We start from the raw sequence: 19,777 nt of genomic DNA on the forward strand, positions 1-19,777 counted from the left end.
TCATCCCTTGAGACCTGCCGTGTTGATGCCTTCCACGAGCAGCCGCTGGAACGCGAGGAAGAAGAGGAACACCGGCAGCAGCGAGAGCACCGACATCGCGAACATCGGCCCGATCGAGCTCTGCCCGCTGGAGTCGACGAACAGCCGCAGCGCCACCGGAACGGTGTAGTGCGACAGGTCGTTGAGGTAGATCAGCTGAGGAAGGAAGTCGTTCCAGGTCCAGATGAACGAGAAGATCGCCGTGGTGACCAGGGCCGGCCGGGCCAACGGGAAGATCACGTGCCGGAAGATCCGGTACGGATCGGCACCGTCGATCTTCGCCGCCTCGTCCAGTTCGCGCGGGATGCCCCGCATGAACTGCACCATGAGGAAGACGAAGAACGCCTCGGTCGCGAGCATCTTCGGCACCACCAGCGGCAGCGGTGTGTTGATCCAGCCGAAGTTGTTGAACAGCAGGTACTGCGGGATCAACAGCACGTGGTGCGGCAGCAGCAGAGTCCCGATCATGATCGCGAAGAACAGCGACCGGCCCCGGAACTGCAACCGGGCGAAGGCGTACGCGGCGAGCAGGCACGACACGCAGTTGGCGAGCACCGTCGCCAACGCGATGACCGCGCTGTTCAGGAAGAACCGCCCGAACACGATGTCGAGGCTGGTCCACCCCTTGTCGTAGTTCGACCAGGTGAAGTCGCGCGGGAGGACCGACAGGTTGTTGCTGATCTCCTCGGGCGACTTCAGCGAACTGCCGACCATCCAGATCAGCGGGTAGAGCACCGCGACCACGACGAGCGCGAGGACGGTGATGCGGGCGGCATTGCGCGCGAGGTTCCGGGTCACTTGTCCCCTCCGTCCGAGTAATGCACCCAGTGCCGGCCGGTGGCGAAGAGCCCAGCCGTGATCACGCCGATCACCAGCAGGAAGACCCAGGCCATCGCGGAGGCGTACGCCATCTTGAAGTCGGTGAAGCCCGCGACGTAGAGGTACAGCGTGTACATCAGCGTGGAGTCCACCGGACCGCCCTCGCCGTTGCTCAGCACGTACGCCCCGGTGAACCCCTGGAAGCCGTGGATGACCTCCATGACGAGGTTGAAGAACAGCACCGGGCTGAGCATCGGCAGCGTGATGTGCCAGAACTGGCGGCTGCGGCCGGCGCCGTCCACCGAAGCGGCTTCGTACAGCTCGACCGGGATCTGCTTGAGCCCGGCGAGGAAGATGACCATCGGCGCGCCGAACTGCCACACCGCCAGGACGATCAGCGTCGACAGCGACCAGTCGGGGTCGTTGACCCACGGCCTGCCCTGGATGCCGAAGATGCCGAGGAAGGCGTTGAACGCGCCGTCCCGGCTGAACATGGCCAGCCACACCAGGGCCAGCGCGACGCTGCCGCCGAGCAGCGACGGCAGGTAGAACAGGCCGCGGAACAGGCCGTTGCCCTTCCGATCCCGGCGCAGCAGCAAGGCCACGCCCAAGGCGGCGGCCAACTTCAGCGGCACTGCGATGAGGGCGTACCGGAGGGTGACCCCGACCGAGTGCCAGTAATGCGGGTCCTCGGTGAACATGCGCTGGTAGTTCTTGAACCCCACGAACTGGATCTGCGACCAGTCGTCCAGCAGCTCGTAGTTCGTGAAGCTCAGGATGAGCGAGAAGATCATCGGCAGCGCGGTGATGCCGAGGAAGCCGAGCAGCCAGGGGGAGAGGAAGACGTAGCCGGCCGTCGCTTCGCCGCGGCGGCTGCTGCCGCGGCGCCGGGCCGCTCGCGAAGGTGCGAGCGGTCCGGCGTCGGTGCGGGGGCCGAGCTCAGCCAGCGAGGGCTGCATTGGCTTCCTTCAGGAACGCATCTGCGGCCGCGGCCGAGGTCGCCTTTCCGTAGCCGACGTTCTCGGCGTACGTGATGAGCAGCGAGCGGACCTTGACGTGGCCCTTCGGCGGAACCGCCGGCGGGGTGCCGAACTTGCTCGCCAGGTCGGTCTCGAACTGGGCGGCGGTGGCGGCCGAGTCCTTGAGGGTGGACGCGACCGCCGTACGCACGTCGGTGTTGGCGTTTAGGCCCCGGTCGGTGCCGAGGATCTTGCCCGCCTCGACGTCGTTGACCAGGAAGTTCAGCACGTCCACGGCGACGTCGGCGTGCTTGGATCCCTTATAGACGGAGAAGTACAGCGCCGCCCGGGCCCACTGACCGCTCGGGTCACCCGGGTACGCCACCACGCCGAGCTCGCTCTTGGTGGCCTTCTGCAGCTCGGGGAGCTGGTTGGCCCACATGAACGAGGTCGCCGCCTTGCCGGTCACCACGAGCTGGTTGGCGACTGCACCCGCGTTGGCGGTATGCACGACGTCCGCCGGCGGGGCGGCCTTGGTGTCGCGAGCGCCCTTCCACAGGTCGAACCACTTGGTCAAGTCCTCGGCCGAAGCGCCGATCTTCTTGCCGTCGTAGAGCTGCTTGCCCTGCTGGCGCAGCCAGACCCAGAGCGCCTTGTAGTCGGCGGACGGGTCCATCGTGCCGAACACCTTGCCGCCGGACTTCGTGGTGACCTGCGTGGCCCAGGCGATCAGGGCGTCCCAGGTCATGCCGGTGGTGGGCTCCGGCAGACCCAGGGTCTTCAGCAGGCCCTTGTCGTAGATCATGCCGGGGGTGTTCTCACCCATCGGCACACCCGCCGGCTTGCCCTCGACGACGCCTGCCTGCCACAGACCCGGGAGGATCTTGCTCTTGTCGAGCTTGTTGGAGTCGGCGTACTTCGAGAGGTCCAGCGTCTGGTTGCGCTCGGCGTACTCCGACAGCGCGCCGTCGTCGATCTGGAAGATGTCGGGGGCGTTGCCGCCCGCAGTCAGGGTGGCGAGCTTGTCGTAGTAACCGGCGTTGGCCTGCCAGGTCTTCTTGAAGGTGACGTTGGGGTGCTTGGCGGTGTAAAGCGCCAGCGCGTCCTCGGTCATCTTGGCCCGGGCGTCGCCGCCCCACCAGAAGATGGACAGCTCGACCGGCGCGTTCGGGTCGGTGGACGACTTGTCGTCGTCTCCGCAGGCGGCCAGAACGGACGCGGCCGGTACGGCGAGCGCGGCGGCTGCGATGCCCCTCAACAGGGACCGGCGGCTGGCGCTACCGTGGTGCAGCGGCGAGTGGGCGCCCACCGCGAGGGGTGCTGTGGGTTTCATGGCACTGACTCCTTGACGCGTAGGAGACGACTCCGCGGAGGCGGTGACGGCCGCATTAGCCCGGGTCCGCATTGCCCTGCGGACCCGGGCCCGTGGAGTCGCGGATGACCAGTTCGGTCGCGAGGGTGATCTGCCCGGTGGTGCGACGGTCGTCGCCGTGTTGCAGGAGCATGTCGACCGCGGCCCGGCCGGCGGCGGCCGTGGGATTGGCCACCGTGGTCAGTCCCGGCCGGGTGAGCCGGCTCAGCGCTATGTCGTCGACGCCGACCACGCTGACTTCCTGCGGAACGCGTACGCCCAGAGTGGCGAGGCCCTCGATCAGGCCGATCGCCATCAGGTCGTTGTAGGCGAGCACCGCGGTGTAGCCCGCCCGGTGCACCTGTTCGGCCGCGGCGAGCCCGCCGTCGCCGGTGGGCGCGTTCGGGCCGAGGGCGGTCACCTCGACGGGTTCGCCGAGACCGCCCAGATTGCGGGCGGCGGCGATGGCGGCCCGGCGGATCTCGCGGTTGGTCCAGGATCCGCGGGGTCCGCCGAGGTAGCCGATGGAGCGGTGGCCCAGCTCGGCGAGGTGTTCGATCGCCGAACGGGCGCCGTGGCCGACGTCCATGACGACGGACGGCAGGCCGGGCACCTGCCGGTTGACCACGACGAGGGCCACCTCTCGCGACAGGCCTTCGATGACGCTGTTGGCCAGCCGGGGGCTGACCAGCAGAATCCCGTCGACCTGCTTGGCAAGTGCGCGAACGAGCTCCTCCTCGACCGCCGGGTCTTCGTTGCTGTCGGCGACGAAGACGTGGTAGTCGCGGTGGCGCGCCTCGCGCTCCGCCGCCTTGATCAGCGGCGGGAAGAACGGGTTGGCGATGTCGGCGACGATCAGCCCGATGTTGTGGGTTCGGCCGGTGATGAGCGCCCGCGCCGCCCGATTGGGGCGGTATCCCAGTTTCTCGGCGGTCTCGAGCACCTTGCTGCGAGTCTCGGGGTTGACCAGCTGCGGCGCGGAGAAGGCGCGCGACACCGTGGAGATGTGCACTCCGGATGCTCGCGCGACATCCCGGATGGTCGCCGGCATAGTCACCCCCTTCAGTTTCAGTTCGCCAATTAATGCAAACGCTTGTCGTGTTGTCAACGCCCAAATGTTGCTGATCGGTTTCCGCAGTCACGCTGTCTTCACGTAAATATCCACATCAAACGGTCTAATCTGGGCGACCTCGTTACCGAACTGTTGACGCCAATGGCGTCTCATGGTTAGTTCTGCTGCAAACCTTTGCAGTTCTCCTGGGGAGGCGTCGATGACCGATCCCAAGCGCTACGCGCTGGTCGGAACGGGTTCGCGAGCGGAGATGTTCGAGCGGGCCATCGTCCGCGACCATCCGACGACCGCGTCGCTGGTCGCGCTCTGCGACACCAATCCGGTACGCGTACAGGCGCACCAGCGGTACCTCGCTGAGTTGGGCGCGCCCGCGGCCGTTGCGTACGATGCGGCGGATTTCACCGAAATGTTGGCGAAAGAGCAGGTCGACGGGGTCATCGTGACCACAATGGACAGCACGCACGCGGACTACATCACGCGCGCGCTGCGGGCCGGGTGCGACGTGCTGACGGAAAAGCCGATGACGACCGACCTCGCCGGGTGCGAGGCGATCCTCGACACCGTCCGCGAGACCGGGCGGAATGTCACGGTCACCTTCAACTACCGCTTCAACCCGGTGCACGAGCAGGTCAAGCGCCTGCTCGACGAAGGCGCCGTCGGCGAGATCGGCTCGGTGCACTTCGAGTGGCTCCTCGACGTACGCCATGGCGCGGACTATTTCCGCCGGTGGCATCGGGAGAAGAAGAACTCGGGCGGCCTGCTCGTGCACAAGTCCGGCCACCACTTCGACCTGGTCAACTGGTGGTTGTCGCCGCCGGCCCCCGCTCGAGCCGGGAGTGAGGACGGTGGGCCGGCGCCATTAGAAACGGCTCGGCCGGTGGACGTCTCCGCGTACGGGCAGCTGTTCTTCTACGGTGAGACCGGCCGCCGCCACGGGTACGCCCGCGACTACGAGCGCGCCCATGGTTCGCCTGCCGCCACGGACGATCCGTTCGCCCTGCATCTCGCCGCGCATCCGCGCCTGCGCGAGCTCTACCTCGACGCCGAATCGGCCGACGGCTACCAACGCGATCGCAACGTCTTCGCCGGCGGCATCGACATCGAGGACGACCTCGCCGTGATGGTGCGCTACAACACCGGGGCCACGATGACCTACCACCTCACGGCGTACGCGCCCTGGGAGGGGTATCGCCTGATGGTCAACGGCAGCCGGGGCCGGCTGGAGCTGGAGGTGGTCGAGAACGACCACGTCAGCCTTGGGGCCTCCGGCGCGTTGAAGGGAGCAGCCCTGCACGGCGATGAGGCGGCGGCCGAACAGGGTCGCGTACGCCTGACGCTGCACCGGTTCTGGGAGCCGCCAGTCGAGATCGACGTCCCCGAGAAGTCCCGGGAGGGCCACGGCGGCGCGGACGCGAAGATGACCGGCATCCTCTTCGGCGGCGCGACCGATCCCCTGCGCCGCAGCGCGACCGAGCGCGACGGCGCGCTCGCTCTGCTGACCGGCCTGGCTGCCAACCGTGCCCTGGCCACCGGCGCCCCGGTGCACGTGCCCGACCTCCTGACCCTGTAACCAGCCGCCGTCGTCGCGCGCTGGATCAGGGATCGCGGTCGAATCTTGCTTCTTGATTCGACCCGGATCCCTGATCCAGCGCCGAAACGGCAGCCGCCCCGAACGGGAGTCGCCTTGCCACACCCAGATCTGCTGTTCCCGGCCGAACCACGGCAGCGGGAGATCGCCCGCGAGCTGTACGCCCACGTCAGGGACCTGCCGCTCATCTCGCCGCACGGGCACATCGATCCGCGGCTCCTCGCCGACGACGAGCCGTTCGGCGATCCGGCCCACTTGTTCGTGGTGCCGGATCATTACCTGACGCGGATGCTCTACAGCCAGGGCGTGCACCCGGACGCGCTCGGGGTGCCCCGGCGTGACGGCTCGACCGCATCGGTCGAACCGCGCGAGATCTGGCGTACCTTCGCCTCGCATTGGCACCTCTTCCGCGGTACGCCGTCGAAGTTGTGGCTGGAGCAGACGCTCGCGAACGTGTTCGACGTGTCCGTCCCGTTGTCCGCGGCCACGGCCGACGAGGTCTACGACGCGGTCGCCGCTTGCCTGGCCCGTCCGGAGTTCCGGCCGCGCGCGCTGTTCGAGCGGTTCAACATCGAAGTCCTAGCCACCACCGAATCACCGCTGGATTCGCTGACCCAGCACGCGAAGCTGGCCGCAGACGGCTGGGGCGATCGTGTCGTGAGCACCTTCCGCCCGGACGACGTGGTGGACATGGAGTTCGGCGGGCTCACCGGGGCGGCCGGTACGCAGGCCTGGCGGCAGCGGATCGTCAAGCTGGGCGAGATCACCGGCGAGGACACGCTGACCTTCACCGGATACCTCGCCGCGTTGCGGCGACGGCGGGCGGCGTTCCTCGCCATGGGCACCACGTCCAGCGATCACGGCCACCCCACCGCGCGTACGCTCGTCCTCCCCGAGGCAGACAAACAAGAGCTCTTCGAACGGGGACTGCGAGGCGAGGCGACCGCCGCCGACGCGGAGGCCTTCCGTGCGGTGATGCTCGTCGAGTTCGCCCGGATGTCGGTCGACGACGGCATGGTCATGCAGCTGCATCCCGGCTCGGTACGCAATCACAACACGTGGCTGCACGGGGCGTACGGGACCGACGTGGGCGGTGACATCCCGCAGGCCACCGATTACGTGCACGGGCTTGCCCCGTTGCTGCGCGAGCTCGGCAACGATCCCCGCCTGCGCCTGGTTCTCTACACATTGGACGAATACGCGTTCAGCCGGGAGCTGGCCCCCCTCGCGGGCGGGTACGCCGCCCTCTACCTCGGCGCGCCCTGGTGGTTCCTGGACTCGCCCGAGGCGATGCGCCGGTTCCGCGAGGCCGTCACCGAGACGGCCGGTTTCGCCAACACCGCGGGATTCGTCGACGACACTCGCGCGTTCTGCTCCATCCCGGTCCGGCACGACATCGCTCGCCGGGTCGACGCCGGCTTCCTCGCCCGGCTGGTCGCCGAACATCGGCTCTCGCTGGAAGAGGCCGTGGAGACCGCCGCCGACATTGCATACCACCAGCCACGACGAATCTTCAAGGTGACTGACCGATGACCAAGATCATTGCCGCTGAGGTCCACGACGTTCGTTTTCCCACCGCCGCCGCCGGCGACGGGTCGGACGCGATCAACCGCGGCGACTACTCCGCCTCCTATGTGGAGCTGAAGACCGACGACGGACTGACCGGCGCCGGATTCACCTTCACCAACGGGCGTGGCAACGAGATCACGTGTGCCGCGATCACCGCTCTCCAGCACCACGTGGTCGGGCGTACGCTGGCCGAGATCGTGGCGGAGCCGGTCGCGTTCTGGCGGTCGCTGACCGCTGACGTGCAGCTGCGCTGGCTCGGCCCGGAGAAGGGCGTCATCCACATGGCGGCCGGCGCGCTGGTGAACGCGGTCTGGGACCTGCGGGCCAAAGCCGCCGGCGTACCGCTGTGGCGGCTGCTCGCGGAGATGCCGAGCGAGGAACTGGTCCGGACGGTCGACTTCCACCACATCACCGACGCCATCACCCCGGCCGAGGCGCTGGAGATCCTCGAACGCGGCCGCGAAGGGCTGGCCGACCGGCTCGCCGTCCTGGAATCCGACGGCTTCCCGTCGTACACCACCTCGGTCGGCTGGCTCGGTTACCCGGACGACAAGGTCCGGGCGTTGACCCGGACCGCGTACGAGCAGGGCTGGCGCGCCATGAAGATGAAGGTCGGCGGCCCGATCGACGACGACCTCCGGCGGGCCCGGATCATCCGGGCGGAGATCGGCCCGGACGCGCTGCTGATGATGGACGCCAACCAGGTCTGGGACGTCGACGAGGCGATCGCCAACATGGCCGTGCTCGCCGAGGTGAACCCGTACTGGATCGAAGAGCCGACGCACGCCGACGACGTGCTCGGCCACGCCCGCATCGCCCGCGCCGTGGCCCCCGTCCGGGTGGCGACCGGTGAGGTGGCGGCCAACCGGGTCATCTTCAAGCAGCTGCTCCAGGCCGAGGCCATCGGGGTCATGCAGATCGACGCCTGCCGAGTCGCCGGGGTCAACGAAGTGCTCGCCGAACTGTTGCTGGCGGCGAAGTTCGGCGTACCGGTTTGCCCGCACGCGGGCGGTGTCGGCCTCTGCGAATACGTCCAGCACCTCGCGATCTTCGACTACCTCCGGGTCGGGACCTCGCTCGACGGGCGAATGGTGGAATACGTGGACCACCTGCACGAGCACTTCGTCGACCCGGTACGCACGAAGCACGGCCGCTATCTGCTGCCCGAGCAGCCGGGTTACAGCACGACGCTGCACCCCGAATCGATTGCGGAGTACGCCTTCCCGGACGGCCCGGTATGGCGCGCCTGACGAAGCAGTCGCTTGCCGGCGTACCGGCGGAGGCTCGTCCCCGCATCGAGACCCCGGGACTCGGCATCGTCCACTTAGGAATCGGCGCCTTCTATCGGGCTCATCAGGCGGTCTACATCGAAGACGCGATCGCGGAGGGCGGCGGAGACTGGGCCGTAGCCGCGGTCGCCCCCTCGTCGACGACGATCGTGGACGCGTTGCGGGCGCAGGACGGTCTCTTCAGCGTCGCGAGCCTGTCGGCGGCTGGAGCGCGTACCAGAGTGATCGCTTCTATCGGAACAGTGCTGCACGCGCCGAGTGAGCGATCGACGGTGACCGACCTGCTGGCCGATCCCGCGATCCGCGTGGTGACGCTGACCGTGACCGAGAAGGCCTATCAGCCGGGGTCGGCGATGGTGAAGCTGCTCGTCGACGGCATTCGCGCGCGCATCGCGGCGGGCGCGCCCCCGCTGGCCGTGGTGAGCTGTGACAACCTGCCGTCCAACGGATCGCGGCTGCGGGCGCTCGTCGCCGAAGCGGTCGATCTGCCGGAGTCGGTGACCTTCCCGAAGACGACCGTGGACCGGATCGTCCCGGCGAGCACGGCCGAGACCTACGCCCTCGTACGCAACGCGCTCGGAGTGGACGACCTGGCCGCCGTCGAGACGGAGCCGTACAAGCAGTGGGTGATCGAGGACGCCTTCCCCGGCGGCCGGCCCGCCTGGGATCGGGCCGGAGCGGTGCTCACCGACGACGTCGCCCCCTGGGAACAGCTGAAACTGCGTACGCTCAACGGCGTTCACTCCACAGTGGCCTATCTGGGGGCGCTGGCCGGGTACGAGACCATCGCCGACGCGTTGGTCATGCCGGGGCTGACCGACGTACTGCGGCGGTTCATCGCCGATGAGATCGCGCCCAGTTTCGCTCCACCGCCCGGTGTCTCCGTGATGGCGTACGGGGACGAGGTACTGGAGCGGTTCGAGAATCCCGCCATTCGTCACCGCACCATTCAGGTGGCGATGGACGGCAGTCAGAAGCTTCCCTATCGCGTCCTGCGTACGGTGCTGGACCTGCGCGCCCGCGGGCTTTCGCCCCGCTTCGGCGCGCTCGTCGTAGCCGCCTGGATGCGGTTCGCCGAAGGCACCGCCGACGACGGTACGCAGTTGCCCCTCAACGACCCGATGGCCGCACAGATTCAGGCCCGGCTCGCCGCGGGTGACGACGTCGTCGACCAGCTGTTGTCGCTGACCGAGATCTTCCCCGAGTCACTCACCTCCGACGAGGAGTTCCGTTCCCTCGTCCGCGAGTGGCACCGAGCCCTCAGTACGCACGGCGTACGCGCGACTGTGGCGGGTGTGTCGTGACTTCGGCGGGCGCGCGTGACCTCCCGGGGTCGGCAGGCGCGCGCGATATCCGGGATAACGCGGTCTCCGCGCGCGACAAGGGGACGTTATCCGGGATAACGCGCGCGCAAGCGCCCACGCACGAAGCGCCAGCGCCAGCGAAAAGCGCGAAAGCGAAACCCAAGAGGGTCGCGCTGATAGGAGCGAACGGCCACGGCCGCTCCCACCGCCGAAAGCTCCAGGAGCTGAGCGAAGCGAACCGCCTGGAGGTAGCGGCGTACTGCGACGTGGCGGAGGTGGACGAGCCGGGCGAGGTCCCGGTCTACCGGGATCACCAGGCGATGCTCGCCGAAACCCGCCCGGATGTCGTGATCATCTGCACGCCGCCGCACACGCATCTGCCGATAGCCCTGGATTGCGTACGCGCGGGGGCGGATCTGCTGCTCGAGAAGCCTCCGATGCTCGCCCTCGCCGATCACGAGACGCTCCAAGCCGCGCTCGACGAGACCGGGCAGGTCTGCCAGGTCGGGTTCCAGGCCTTGGGGTCAGCCGGCCTCACGAGAGTCAGGGAGGCCATCGCGAGCGGCGCTCTCGGCGAGATCATCGGCATCTCCGCCTTCGGTGCCTGGCAGCGCGATGACGCGTACTGGAGCCGGTCGCCGTGGGCCGGCAAGCGCACGATCGACGGCGCGCTGGCCAACCCGTTCGCGCACGCGACCATGCAGTGTCTCGCTCTGCTTCCGCAGCCGATCCGCATCGCGTCGATCGAGGTGGAGCGTTATCGGGCCCGGCCGATCGAGGTGGACGACACCGCCACGCTGCGGGTTCGCCCGGTCGACGGCCCGCCGGTGGTCGTGGCGGTCACGTTGTGCGCGGAGGGCTTCCTCCCGGGTTCGGTCCTCGTCCAGGGCACCGCCGGTGAGGCGGAACTGGAGTACCCGACCGATCGGCTCCGGCTGTCCACACCGGACTGGGAGACCACCGGCCGCGCCGATCTGCTACTCAATCTCCTCGACGATCGCGACTCGCTCATCGCGCCGCTCGCGGTCACGGCCGCGTTCACCGCGGTGCTCGAGCACATCCACGCGGCTCCGACGCCCATTGCCCTCGATCCGGCTCGGCTCGTCGAACGCCACGCGGGCCCGGCTCGCCAGGTGGTCATTCCCGGCATAGATCAGCTTGTACGCACAGCGGCGCGACGCCTCGCGTTGTTCTCGGAAATCAGCGACCTGCCCACGGAACGACCCTGATCCAGACCCAGGCGACGTACACATATGTGGACGCTGTTCAGTGAGGCGTACGTGTCTTATGCTGGGCGGCATGTCGCAGACCGTCGTGATCACCGGCGCGGCCGGAAAGGTCGGCCGCCTCCTCCGCCACCGGCTGGCTCGCCCGGATCGCAGGCTTCGCCTGATGGACATCGTCCCGCCCGAGCCCGTCGCGCCCGGCGAGGACGCCGAGGTCTTCACCGGCTCGGTCACCGATCTACCGGCGCTGGAATCCTTGGTCGCCGGGGCCGACGCCGTCATCCACCTCGGCGGCCAAAGCCGTGAGTCCAACATGGCCGACGTGCTGGAGAACAATGCTCACGGCACGTATTGCCTCTTCGAGGCGGTCCGGCGGGCGGGCGTACCCCGCGTGATCTTCGCATCCTCCAACCACGCGGCCGGTTTCCTCGACCGCGTGGACGCCCCGGCCGACGGGTTCCCCGCCGACGCGGCCGGCCGCCCCGACACCCTCTACGGCTGGAGCAAGGTCGCCGGCGAGGCGATGGCCAGCCTGTACGCCGACCGCTACGGCATCGACGTGTTGTGTCCCCGTATCGGGATGTGCATGCCCGAGCCCATCGACGTCCGGTCGCTCGCCCTGTGGCTGTCCCAGGACGACGCGATCCGCATGTTCGAGGCGCTCTTGGCGGTGGAGTCGCCGGGGTTCCGGCACCTGTGGGGCATCAGCCGGAACACCCGGCGCTTCATGTCGCTCGCCGAAGGAGAGGCGCTCGGTTACATCGCGAAGGACGACTCCGAGGCGTACGCCGACGGGGTGATCCAGGGCAAGCCGACTCCGGATTATGAGCACGACCTCGTACTGCGCCGCATCGGCGGGCAGTGGTGCGACGTGCCGCTGGGCGAGTACTACTAGCGCGTACTACCAGGACATCCCGGGCAGCGGTCCCGGCTGTGGCTCCGGGGCCGGCGGCTCGGGTTGCGGCTCCGGCTTGGGTAGCGGCGACGGGTCCGGAACAGGGAACGGGTCGGGCAACGGGTCGGGCCGCGTCGGGGACAGCGGGTCGGGGATGACCATCACGAGTTCACCGCCTCACGGTTACGCCAGATCAGGATGGCGGCGACAACGGCCAGTACGCCGATGCCGATCGCCGCTAGTTGGGTCCGGTGTTCCTTGACCGAGCTCGACGCCCGCTCTCGGGTGTCCTGAACGAACTCCTCGGCCCGGCTCTTGACGTCGGCCTTCGCGGCCAACGCCCGCACGGTCTCGCCCAGCGCCTGCCGGGTCTGAGCGATTTCGCCGCTCAGCTCCGCGACGCTCATCGGTTGCTGGTGGCCGTCGTGGGTGGTCATCGGGCGTTCCTCTCGCCGAAGGCCTCATTGACCGACTGCAGGTCGGCTCGGACGCTGTCGACGGTCCGGTTCGGTGTCAACGGCGTACCGCGTTTGACCTGGCCCCGGCCGAGCAGGGCCTCCACCCCCGCGATGATCAGCAGGACCACGCCGACGATGAGGGCGGCGAGCCAGCCCGGCATGACCAAGGCCAGCGCGAACCCCGCCGCGACGAGTAGTGCGCCGATTGCGTAGAAAACGGCCACGCCGGAGCCGGCGAACAGCCCGACGCCCAGACCGACCCGTTTGCCCTTTTCGGCGAGTTCGGTCCGGGCGAGCTGCATCTCCTGCCGAACGAGCGTGCTGATCTGCTCGGTCGCCTGGCGTACCAGGTCGGCCGTGGACTCCTCGACGTGCGGCCGATGCCTGAGATCTGTCACGGGGGCCTATTACCCCCGGATGAATCGGACTATTCCGCTCGTCGGCGAGCGACCTCGGCCAGCGTGACCGCAGCGGCCACCGAGGCGTTCAGCGACTCCACCGTGGAGGCCATCGGGATGCTCACCCGCAGGTCACAGGTGGCTCCGACCAGCCGCGACAGGCCGCGACCCTCCGAACCCACCACGATCACCAGTGGCCCGACCGCGGCTTCCAGGTCGTAAAGCGCCGTTTCGCCGTCGGCGTCCAGTCCGACGACGGTGAACCCTTCCTGCTGCGCCCGCTTGAGCGCCCGGGTCAAGTTCGTGACCTGCGAGACCGGCACCCGAGCCGCCGCACCCGCGCTGGTGCGCCAAGCGGTGGCGGTGATCCCGGAAGCCCGGCGTTCCGGCACGAACACCCCGTGAGCCCCGAAAGCGGCCGCAGATCGGATGACCGCACCCAGGTTGCGCGGGTCGGTCACCCCGTCCAGCGCCACGAGCAGAGGGGCCGCGGGCTGCTCCAGCGCCGCGTTCAGCAGGTCGTCGAAGGGTTCGTACGCGAACGGCGGCACCTGGAGTCCGATGCCCTGGTGCAGCACCCCACCGGTCAGCCGGTCCAACTCCGCCCGGCTGACTTCGAGCAATGGGATGCCGCGATCGCCCGCTGTGCGTACCGCCTCGGAAACCCGATCGTCGATGTCGATGCCGAGGGCGACGTAAAGCGCGGTGGCCGGGACGTGCGCGCGCAGCGCCTCGACCACGGGATTGCGCCCCACGAGCAGCTCGGGAGCGTCCTTGGGGGTCGCCGAGCGACGACCGGGCGCTACCCTCGGACCGCGCGAGACGGGAGTCCGGCTGGCGGTCCGCTTGGTCGGGGCGCCCTTGCCGGAGCCGCTCCTGCCCCACGTGGTGTCCTTGGTGCCAGGCTTGCCGATCTTGGGCGCGCGACCCTCGGCCGCCGCCGCCTTGCGTTCCTTGTCCTGCTTCCACTCGGTCTTCGAGGGCAGCTTCTCGGTCCCCGAGTAGCCCTTGTGCCACGGTCGCTCGTCGGCGGGCAGCGTCTTACCGCGGCCCTTGAGCGTGTCGCGGCCCTTGCCGCCCGATCCGCCCGGCGCGCCCTTCTTCGAGGTGGTACGCGCGTTGCGGCGCTGGGAGTTGCCGGGCATTACGTGTCACTTCCGATCGTCCATCGCGGGCCGTGCGGGGTGTCCTCGACGAGGACTCCGGCCTGCTTGAGCTGGTCGCGGACGGCGTCCGCGGCGGCCCAGTCCTTGCGTTCGCGGGCGGCTGCCCGTTGCTGGAGAGCGAGGGCGACGAGTGCATCCACAGTGGAACGTAAACCGCCCTCGGCCGAGTCGCTCTGCGCCCAGGCGGCGTCGAGCGGGTCGAGCCCGAGCACGCCGAGCATCGCGCGTACGCTCGCCAGCGCTCCGGCCGCTGTCTTCGTGTCGCCGGCCGCCAGCGCCGTGTTGCCTTCGCGGACGACGTCGTGGATGGCGGCGAACGCGGCCGAGGTGTTCAGGTCGTCGTCCATCGCCGCGACGAACTCGGCGCACAACACGCTCGGCTCGGTGTTTCCGACGACCTCGGTGGCCCGAGTCAGGAAGCCCTCGATGCGCTGGAAGCCGCTGGCCGCCTCGCGCAACGACTCCTCGGAGTACTCGATGATCGACCGGTAGTGCGCCGAGCTGAGGTAGTAGCGCAGTTCGATGGGGCGTACGCCGAGCTTCTTGATCGCCTCGACGTCGAGCACGTTGCCCTCGGACTTCGACATCTTGCTGCCACGCAGGTTCAGCATCGCGTTGTGGACCCAGTAGCGGGCGAACGGCAGCCCAGCCGACCGCGACTGGGCGATCTCGTTCTCGTGGTGCGGGAAGGAGATGTCCAGGCCACCGCCGTGGATGTCGAACTCGGCGCCGAGATAGCGCCAGGTCATCGCCGAGCACTCGATGTGCCAGCCCGGTCGGCCCCGGCCCCACGGCGACGGCCAGTACGCGTTCTCCGGCTCGCCGGGCTTGACGCCCTTCCAGAGGGCGAAGTCCCGGGGGTCCCGTTTCGAGCGGTCGGGCGCGTCCCCGGCGGGCAGCATCTCGTCGACCCGCTGGCCGGAGAGCGCGCCGTATTCCGGGTAGGTCTTGACGTCGAAGTAGACGTCGCCCGACCCGTCCTCGGCGGCGTACGCGTGACCGCGGTCGATCAAGATCTGGATTAGCTCGTGCATCTCGGGGATGTGCCCGGTGGCACGCGGCTCATAGGTCGGTGCGGCGACGTTCAACGCCCGGTACGCCGCTTCGAGGCGCACCTCGTTCGCGTACGCGATGGACCAGAACGGCAGGTCCTGCTCGACCGCCTTGGCCAGTACCTTGTCGTCGATGTCGGTGATGTTGCGCACGTAGGTGACGGCCAGCCCGTTGTGGATCAGCCAGCGGCGCAGCACGTCGTTGTTCACCCCGGAACGAAGGTGCCCGATGTGCGGCGGCGACTGCACGGTGAGACCACAGACATACATCGAAACCTTGCCGGGTACGCGCGGCGTGAAGTCGCGCACCGACCGGGTTGCGGTGTCGAAGAGTCTCAGCGTCACCCGTCAAGGATAGTCAAACCCCGACGCGTGCCCGGTACCGCACCACACCTCTAAGTGTTGATCTTACTCATATCGATGACGAACGAGAACGGCGCCTCCACCGATAGCGGGACGTCGAAGGCGGCGAAGGCCGTGCGCTCGTACTTCCCTTCGACGAGTCCGTAAACCTCAGCCCGACGCTTTCCCGGCTCGCCGTCCAGGATGAGGTACGCCGGGATACCCGCCGCCGCGTATGCCCGCATCTTGACAGTGCGTTCGATGTTCTCCTGGTCGATTACTTCCACGACCAGGCCCACGTTCACCGCCGACACGGGAAGCGCGCCGACGTCGCCTCGGAAGACGAGCACGTCCGGAAGGAAGATCTGATCTTCGGCGTGAACCGGAATCGATCGCCCAACGCTCCACGGATCGGAGGCGGCGGCCCGCAAGCTCTCGGCGAGTTCGACCGACACGACCTTGTGGCTGATCGATCCAGCCGGCACGACCCGAAGACCGCCGAGATAGATCTCGCATCGCAGCTCTTCCGGCAGGTCAGGGTAGTCAGCTGCAGTCCACCAGTGGGGTCCGGCAAGCTTCTCCACGAAACCCGCGATCGAGCTCATTTGTTGATCTTGCCCATGTCGAGGATGTACTTGAAGGGCTCGCCCATGACCTGCTGCCCGTTCGCGGGAACCGTCACGGCGAGTTCGTACTTCCCGTCCACCAACCGAAAAATCTCGGCGGTCCGCATCCCGTTCTTGCCGTCCACAATGATGTACGCCGGGATCCCGGCGGCGGCGTACTCCCGCATCTTCGTCGTGCGTTCGATGTTCTCGTTGTCGGAGACCACTTCGGCGATCAGCCGGACGTTCGAGGCGGGCACCGGCCGCCCGTCGAATCGCTCACTCATCACGAAGACGTCGGGCTGGAAGACCTTGTCGCCCACGCGGACGTCGACGTCGCCACTCACCAAGGTGTCGTCGAAGATGAACTCAAAACTGCGGAGAAGTCGGTAGACCGCGCGTTGATGACCGACACTCACTGAGGGGGACACGTAGAGGCCTCCGTCGTAGATCTCGCAGATGACCTCCTCTGGAATACTCCCGTAGTCCTCCGCCGTCCATACGTGCCCCGTTGTCATCTTCTTGACAAAATCTACATATACGCCCGGCAGGTCCAGATTCGTCACGATCCCCTCCTGACTCGGTACGCACCGTGACTAAGACCCCCAATACGTTACTGGGCGGCGTTCCAGCGGGAAAGCAGCGCGGGGAGCTCGTCGAGCGAAGCGACGACGGCGTCCGGCACGACCTCCCCGGGCACGGGATCGCCACCCCGGTTGAGCCACACCGTACGCAGACCGACCGCGGCCGCGCCGGCGACGTCGTGGGCGTACGTGTCGCCGACGTAGACGACCTCGGCCGGTTCCGCCTGCGCCGCCGCGAGGACGGCGTGGAAGAACTCGGCGGCAGGCTTCTTCGGGACCCCGTTCTGCAAGGCGTAGATCTCGAACGTGAACTGCCCGCCCAGGCCGCACAGCTCAGAGCGGCTGTTGGCGTTTGTGGCGTACCCGAGTCGGAAGTCGCTGCGCAGCTTGGCCAGCATCTCGACGACTCCGGTGTACGGGCGGCTGTTGGCGTACCGGACGTCGAAGAACAGCGCGACCATCTCGTCCAGCTGGGCTTCGTGGCCATAGCGGGCCAGCGACTCCCGCATGGCGGCGATCCGGATCTCGCGCGCCGGCAGGTGCGGCGTCGCCGCCCAGTGCGCGGACGCGTCGGCCCGCAACACCCCGACCGGTACGCCGGTCTCCGCCGACACCGCGTCCAGCCCGGCCAGGACGGCGGGAAGGAGGTCGACGAGGGTGTAGTCGGCGTCGAACGCGACGGTCGTGATCACGCGACCAACGTACTCTGTGCGCCATGGACACCGCTCAGACGCTCGATCGCGGGCTGCGCCTGCTCACGCTGGTGGCGGACAGCCCGGCCGGGGTCACCGTCACCGAGGCGGCCAACCGGCTGAACGTCGGGCGGGCGGTCGTCTACCGGCTGGCCGCCACGCTGGGCGAGCACAGCATGGTGCGCCGCGACTCCGCCGGGCGGCTGCTGCCCGGCATCGGGTTGATCCACTTGGCCCGCCGAGCCCAGCCGCTGCTGGCCGACGCCGCGCTCCCGGCTCTGCGTACGCTCGCCGAGCAGGTCGGCGCGACCGCGCATCTCACGTTGGCCGACGGCGCCGAAGCAGTGGCCGTCGCCGTGGTGGAACCCAGCTCGACGATGTTCCACGTGGCGTACCGGGTGGGGTCCCGGCATCCGCTGGATCGCGGCGCGGCCGGGAAGGCCATCGTCACCGGTGAGCTGAGCCGATCGGCGGGCGAGCTGCAGGCGGGCGCCTATGGGCTGGCCGCCCCGGTGCTAGGCGTCGAGGGCATCTCGGCCAGCGTCGGAGTCGTCTCCCTGGGCGAGCTCAACCCCGACGCCGTACGCGAGCCGCTCCGCACCGCCGCCGAAGCGATCGCTGAAGCCCTGCGGTAAGCCGGAGCCCTGCGGTAAGAAGACGGGGTCAGCGGCGACCGATGGTCAACACCGGCTGCGACGTCGCGGCGTAGAAGTCATTGCCCTTGTCGTCGACGAGGATGAACGCCGGGAAGTCTTCGACCTCGATCTTCCAGACGGCTTCCATGCCGAGCTCGGCGTACTCCAGGACCTCGACGTGCTTGATGCAGTCCGACGCCAGCCGCGCGGCCGGTCCGCCGATCGAGCCGAGATAGAACCCGCCGAACTTCGCGCACGCGTCGGTGACCTGCTGCGACCGGTTGCCCTTGGCCAGCATCACGTAGGAGCCGCCGGCCTCCTGGAACTTGGCCACGTAGGAGTCCATGCGACCGGCCGTGGTCGGGCCGAACGAGCCCGAGGCGTACCCCTCGGGGGTCTTGGCCGGTCCGGCGTAGTAGACGGCGTGGTCGCGGAGGTACTGCGGGAGCGGCTCGCCCGCGTCCAGCCGCTCGGCGATCTTCGCGTGGGCGATGTCGCGCGCGACGACGAGCGGGCCGTTCAGCGAGAGCCGGGTCTTGACCGGGTACTGCGACAGGGTTTCCCGGATCACCGACATCGGCTGGTTGAGGTCGACGTGCACGACCTCCTCCGAGACGTGGTCGGGTTCGACCGCCGGGAGGAACCGGGCCGGGTCGGTCTCCAGCCGCTCCAGCCAGACGCCGGACGGCGTGATCTTGGCGACCGCCTGGCGGTCGGCCGAGCAGGAGACGGCGATCGCGACCGGGCAGGAGGCCCCATGCCGGGGCAGCCGGACGACGCGGACGTCGTGGCAGAAGTAGCGCCCGCCGAACTGCGCGCCGATCCCGAAGTTCCGGGTGAGCTCGAGCACCTCGGCCTCCAGCTCGACGTCACGGAAACCGTGGGCCAGCATCGATCCCTCGGTCGGCAGCCCGTCGAGGTACTTGGCCGAGGCGAGCTTCGCGGTCTTGAGCGCGTGCTCGGCGCTCGTGCCGCCGATGACGATCGCGAGGTGGTAAGGCGGACACGCGCTGGTGCCGATGGCGCGCAGCTTCTCCTCGAGGAACTGCATCATCCGGGTCGGGTTGAGCAGCGCCTTGGTCTCCTGGAAGAGATACGACTTGTTGGCCGAGCCGCCGCCCTTGGCCATGAAGAGGAACTTGTACGCGTCCGGGTGACCGTCGGGGTCCTCGGCGAAGATCTCGATCTGCGCGGGGAGGTTGCTGCCGGTGTTGCGCTCCTCCCACATGGACAGTGGGGCGAGCTGCGAGTACCGCAGGTTCAGCTTGGTGTACGCCTCGAAGACGCCGCGCGCGATGGCGGGCTCGTCGCCCCCGTCGGTGAGGACGTGCCGGCCGCGCTTGCCCATGACGATCGCGGTGCCGGTGTCCTGGCACATCGGCAGTACGCCACCGGCCGCGATGTTCGCGTTGCGCAGCAGGTCCGTCGCCACGAACCGGTCGTTGGGGGAGGCCTTCGGGTCGTCAATGATCGACCGCAGCTGGGTGAGGTGAGCCGGGCGCAGGAAGTGCGCGATGTCGTGCATCGCCTCCGCGGTCAGCTGGGTCAGCACCGCCGGCTCCACGGTGAGGAAGTCGCGCCCACCCGGGCCGCGGACCACGTCCACGCCCTCGTCCGTGATCAGCCGATATTCGGTGCTGTCAGGCGCCAGTGGCAGCAGCGGCGCATACCCAAACTCCCCGGAACTCATGAACATGAGAGTACCTACCCGCCGGTCGCGCCTGCCGGGACCGG

Annotated in this window: 19 protein-coding genes; 7 read left to right on the top strand and 12 right to left on the bottom strand. The window is 68.4% G+C overall.

What is annotated here, in order from left to right; all coding sequences use genetic code 11:
- From HOV77_RS31805 to HOV77_RS31820, 4 genes are all read right to left on the bottom strand, one after another.
- On the bottom strand, window positions 1-753 hold the full coding sequence (locus HOV77_RS31805) for a carbohydrate ABC transporter permease (RefSeq protein WP_290869188.1): 753 nt from the start codon (window positions 751-753) through the stop codon (window positions 1-3).
- Window positions 754-833: 80 nt separating this feature from the next.
- Window positions 834-1,817 (bottom strand): sugar ABC transporter permease, encoded by a 984-nt coding sequence (locus tag HOV77_RS31810; RefSeq protein ID WP_290869120.1) that lies wholly within the window; start codon window positions 1,815-1,817, stop codon window positions 834-836.
- Window positions 1,798-3,150: an extracellular solute-binding protein gene (locus HOV77_RS31815; RefSeq protein ID WP_290869123.1), complete on the bottom strand. Its 1,353-nt coding sequence runs from the start codon at window positions 3,148-3,150 to the stop codon at window positions 1,798-1,800. Before HOV77_RS31815 ends, HOV77_RS31810 begins: the two co-directional genes overlap by 20 nt.
- 55 nt (window positions 3,151-3,205) lie before the next feature.
- Window positions 3,206-4,219, bottom strand: a complete 1,014-nt coding sequence (locus HOV77_RS31820) for a LacI family DNA-binding transcriptional regulator (RefSeq protein WP_290869126.1) — start codon at window positions 4,217-4,219, stop codon at window positions 3,206-3,208.
- Between the two features lie 220 nt (window positions 4,220-4,439).
- Between HOV77_RS31820 and HOV77_RS31825 the strand changes: the two genes are divergently transcribed.
- From HOV77_RS31825 to HOV77_RS31850, 6 genes are all read left to right on the top strand, one after another.
- Window positions 4,440-5,810, top strand: coding sequence for a Gfo/Idh/MocA family oxidoreductase (locus tag HOV77_RS31825; RefSeq protein ID WP_290869129.1), 1,371 nt, complete (start codon window positions 4,440-4,442; stop codon window positions 5,808-5,810).
- Window positions 5,811-5,924: 114 nt separating this feature from the next.
- Entirely contained in the window at window positions 5,925-7,361 is a 1,437-nt protein-coding gene (uxaC, locus tag HOV77_RS31830; RefSeq protein ID WP_290869132.1) for a glucuronate isomerase, read from the top strand.
- Window positions 7,358-8,647 (top strand): enolase C-terminal domain-like protein, encoded by a 1,290-nt coding sequence (locus tag HOV77_RS31835; protein WP_290869135.1) that lies wholly within the window; start codon window positions 7,358-7,360, stop codon window positions 8,645-8,647. Before uxaC ends, HOV77_RS31835 begins: the two co-directional genes overlap by 4 nt.
- Window positions 8,635-9,990 carry a mannitol dehydrogenase family protein gene (locus HOV77_RS31840; protein WP_290869138.1) on the top strand — a complete coding sequence of 452 codons (1,356 nt, stop codon included), beginning with the start codon at window positions 8,635-8,637 and terminating at the stop codon, window positions 9,988-9,990. The genes HOV77_RS31835 and HOV77_RS31840 overlap by 13 nt, the downstream gene beginning before the upstream one ends.
- Window positions 9,991-10,166: 176 nt before the next feature.
- Window positions 10,167-11,219 (top strand): Gfo/Idh/MocA family oxidoreductase, encoded by a 1,053-nt coding sequence (locus tag HOV77_RS31845; protein ID WP_290869191.1) that lies wholly within the window; start codon window positions 10,167-10,169, stop codon window positions 11,217-11,219.
- 70 nt (window positions 11,220-11,289) lie between these two features.
- On the top strand, window positions 11,290-12,111 hold the full coding sequence (locus tag HOV77_RS31850; protein WP_290869141.1) for an NAD(P)-dependent oxidoreductase: 822 nt from the start codon (window positions 11,290-11,292) through the stop codon (window positions 12,109-12,111).
- Between the two features lie 161 nt (window positions 12,112-12,272).
- On the opposite strand, the gene HOV77_RS31855 is transcribed toward HOV77_RS31850, so the two are convergent.
- From HOV77_RS31855 to HOV77_RS31885, 7 genes are all read right to left on the bottom strand, one after another.
- A complete protein-coding gene (locus HOV77_RS31855) occupies window positions 12,273-12,548 on the bottom strand; it encodes a DUF3618 domain-containing protein (RefSeq protein ID WP_290869144.1) in 276 nt (91 codons plus the stop codon).
- Window positions 12,545-12,967 carry a phage holin family protein gene (locus tag HOV77_RS31860; RefSeq protein ID WP_290869147.1) on the bottom strand — a complete coding sequence of 141 codons (423 nt, stop codon included), beginning with the start codon at window positions 12,965-12,967 and terminating at the stop codon, window positions 12,545-12,547. The genes HOV77_RS31855 and HOV77_RS31860 overlap by 4 nt, the downstream gene beginning before the upstream one ends.
- 29 nt (window positions 12,968-12,996) lie before the next feature.
- A complete protein-coding gene (gene rlmB / locus HOV77_RS31865; RefSeq protein WP_290869150.1) occupies window positions 12,997-14,112 on the bottom strand; it encodes a 23S rRNA (guanosine(2251)-2'-O)-methyltransferase RlmB in 1,116 nt (371 codons plus the stop codon).
- Complete coding sequence (gene cysS / locus HOV77_RS31870) at window positions 14,112-15,530, bottom strand: cysteine--tRNA ligase (RefSeq protein WP_290869153.1); 1,419 nt, start codon at window positions 15,528-15,530, stop codon at window positions 14,112-14,114. The genes rlmB and cysS overlap by 1 nt, the downstream gene beginning before the upstream one ends.
- A gap of 50 nt (window positions 15,531-15,580) precedes the next feature.
- Complete coding sequence (locus HOV77_RS31875; RefSeq protein ID WP_290869156.1) at window positions 15,581-16,132, bottom strand: Uma2 family endonuclease; 552 nt, start codon at window positions 16,130-16,132, stop codon at window positions 15,581-15,583.
- Entirely contained in the window at window positions 16,129-16,650 is a 522-nt protein-coding gene (locus tag HOV77_RS31880) for a Uma2 family endonuclease (protein WP_290869159.1), read from the bottom strand. Before HOV77_RS31880 ends, HOV77_RS31875 begins: the two co-directional genes overlap by 4 nt.
- Before the next feature lie 95 nt (window positions 16,651-16,745).
- Complete coding sequence (locus tag HOV77_RS31885; protein WP_290869162.1) at window positions 16,746-17,408, bottom strand: HAD family hydrolase; 663 nt, start codon at window positions 17,406-17,408, stop codon at window positions 16,746-16,748.
- A 23-nt stretch (window positions 17,409-17,431) separates the two neighbouring features.
- Between HOV77_RS31885 and HOV77_RS31890 the strand changes: the two genes are divergently transcribed.
- On the top strand, window positions 17,432-18,043 hold the full coding sequence (locus HOV77_RS31890) for a helix-turn-helix domain-containing protein (RefSeq protein ID WP_290869165.1): 612 nt from the start codon (window positions 17,432-17,434) through the stop codon (window positions 18,041-18,043).
- 28 nt (window positions 18,044-18,071) lie between these two features.
- Here HOV77_RS31890 and HOV77_RS31895 read toward each other — a convergent pair whose 3' ends face one another.
- Window positions 18,072-19,733 carry a fumarate hydratase gene (locus tag HOV77_RS31895; protein WP_290869168.1) on the bottom strand — a complete coding sequence of 554 codons (1,662 nt, stop codon included), beginning with the start codon at window positions 19,731-19,733 and terminating at the stop codon, window positions 18,072-18,074.
- Window positions 19,734-19,777 lie beyond the last annotated feature (44 nt).

Origin of the sequence: Hamadaea sp. (assembly GCF_013362815.1) — a bacterium.
Taxonomy (GTDB): Bacteria; Actinomycetota; Actinomycetes; order Mycobacteriales; family Micromonosporaceae; genus Hamadaea.

Bases quoted from the DNA above. Each gene is read 5' to 3' on its own strand.
- HOV77_RS31810 (WP_290869120.1), bottom strand. From the start codon at position 1,817: ATGCAGCCCTCGCTGGCTGAGCTCGGCCCCCGCACCGACGCCGGACCG.
- HOV77_RS31805 (WP_290869188.1), bottom strand. From the start codon at position 753: ATGGTCGGCAGTTCGCTGAAGTCGCCCGAGGAGATCAGCAACAACCTG.
- HOV77_RS31815 (WP_290869123.1), bottom strand. From the start codon at position 3,150: ATGAAACCCACAGCACCCCTCGCGGTGGGCGCCCACTCGCCGCTGCAC.
- HOV77_RS31835 (WP_290869135.1), top strand. From the start codon at position 7,358: ATGACCAAGATCATTGCCGCTGAGGTCCACGACGTTCGTTTTCCCACC.
- HOV77_RS31840 (WP_290869138.1), top strand. From the start codon at position 8,635: ATGGCGCGCCTGACGAAGCAGTCGCTTGCCGGCGTACCGGCGGAGGCT.
- HOV77_RS31855 (WP_290869144.1), bottom strand. From the start codon at position 12,548: ATGACCACCCACGACGGCCACCAGCAACCGATGAGCGTCGCGGAGCTG.
- HOV77_RS31850 (WP_290869141.1), top strand. From the start codon at position 11,290: ATGTCGCAGACCGTCGTGATCACCGGCGCGGCCGGAAAGGTCGGCCGC.
- rlmB (WP_290869150.1), bottom strand. From the start codon at position 14,112: ATGCCCGGCAACTCCCAGCGCCGCAACGCGCGTACCACCTCGAAGAAG.
- HOV77_RS31895 (WP_290869168.1), bottom strand. From the start codon at position 19,733: ATGAGTTCCGGGGAGTTTGGGTATGCGCCGCTGCTGCCACTGGCGCCT.
- HOV77_RS31820 (WP_290869126.1), bottom strand. From the start codon at position 4,219: ATGCCGGCGACCATCCGGGATGTCGCGCGAGCATCCGGAGTGCACATC.
- HOV77_RS31825 (WP_290869129.1), top strand. From the start codon at position 4,440: ATGACCGATCCCAAGCGCTACGCGCTGGTCGGAACGGGTTCGCGAGCG.
- HOV77_RS31875 (WP_290869156.1), bottom strand. From the start codon at position 16,132: ATGAGCTCGATCGCGGGTTTCGTGGAGAAGCTTGCCGGACCCCACTGG.
- HOV77_RS31890 (WP_290869165.1), top strand. From the start codon at position 17,432: ATGGACACCGCTCAGACGCTCGATCGCGGGCTGCGCCTGCTCACGCTG.
- HOV77_RS31880 (WP_290869159.1), bottom strand. From the start codon at position 16,650: ATGACAACGGGGCACGTATGGACGGCGGAGGACTACGGGAGTATTCCA.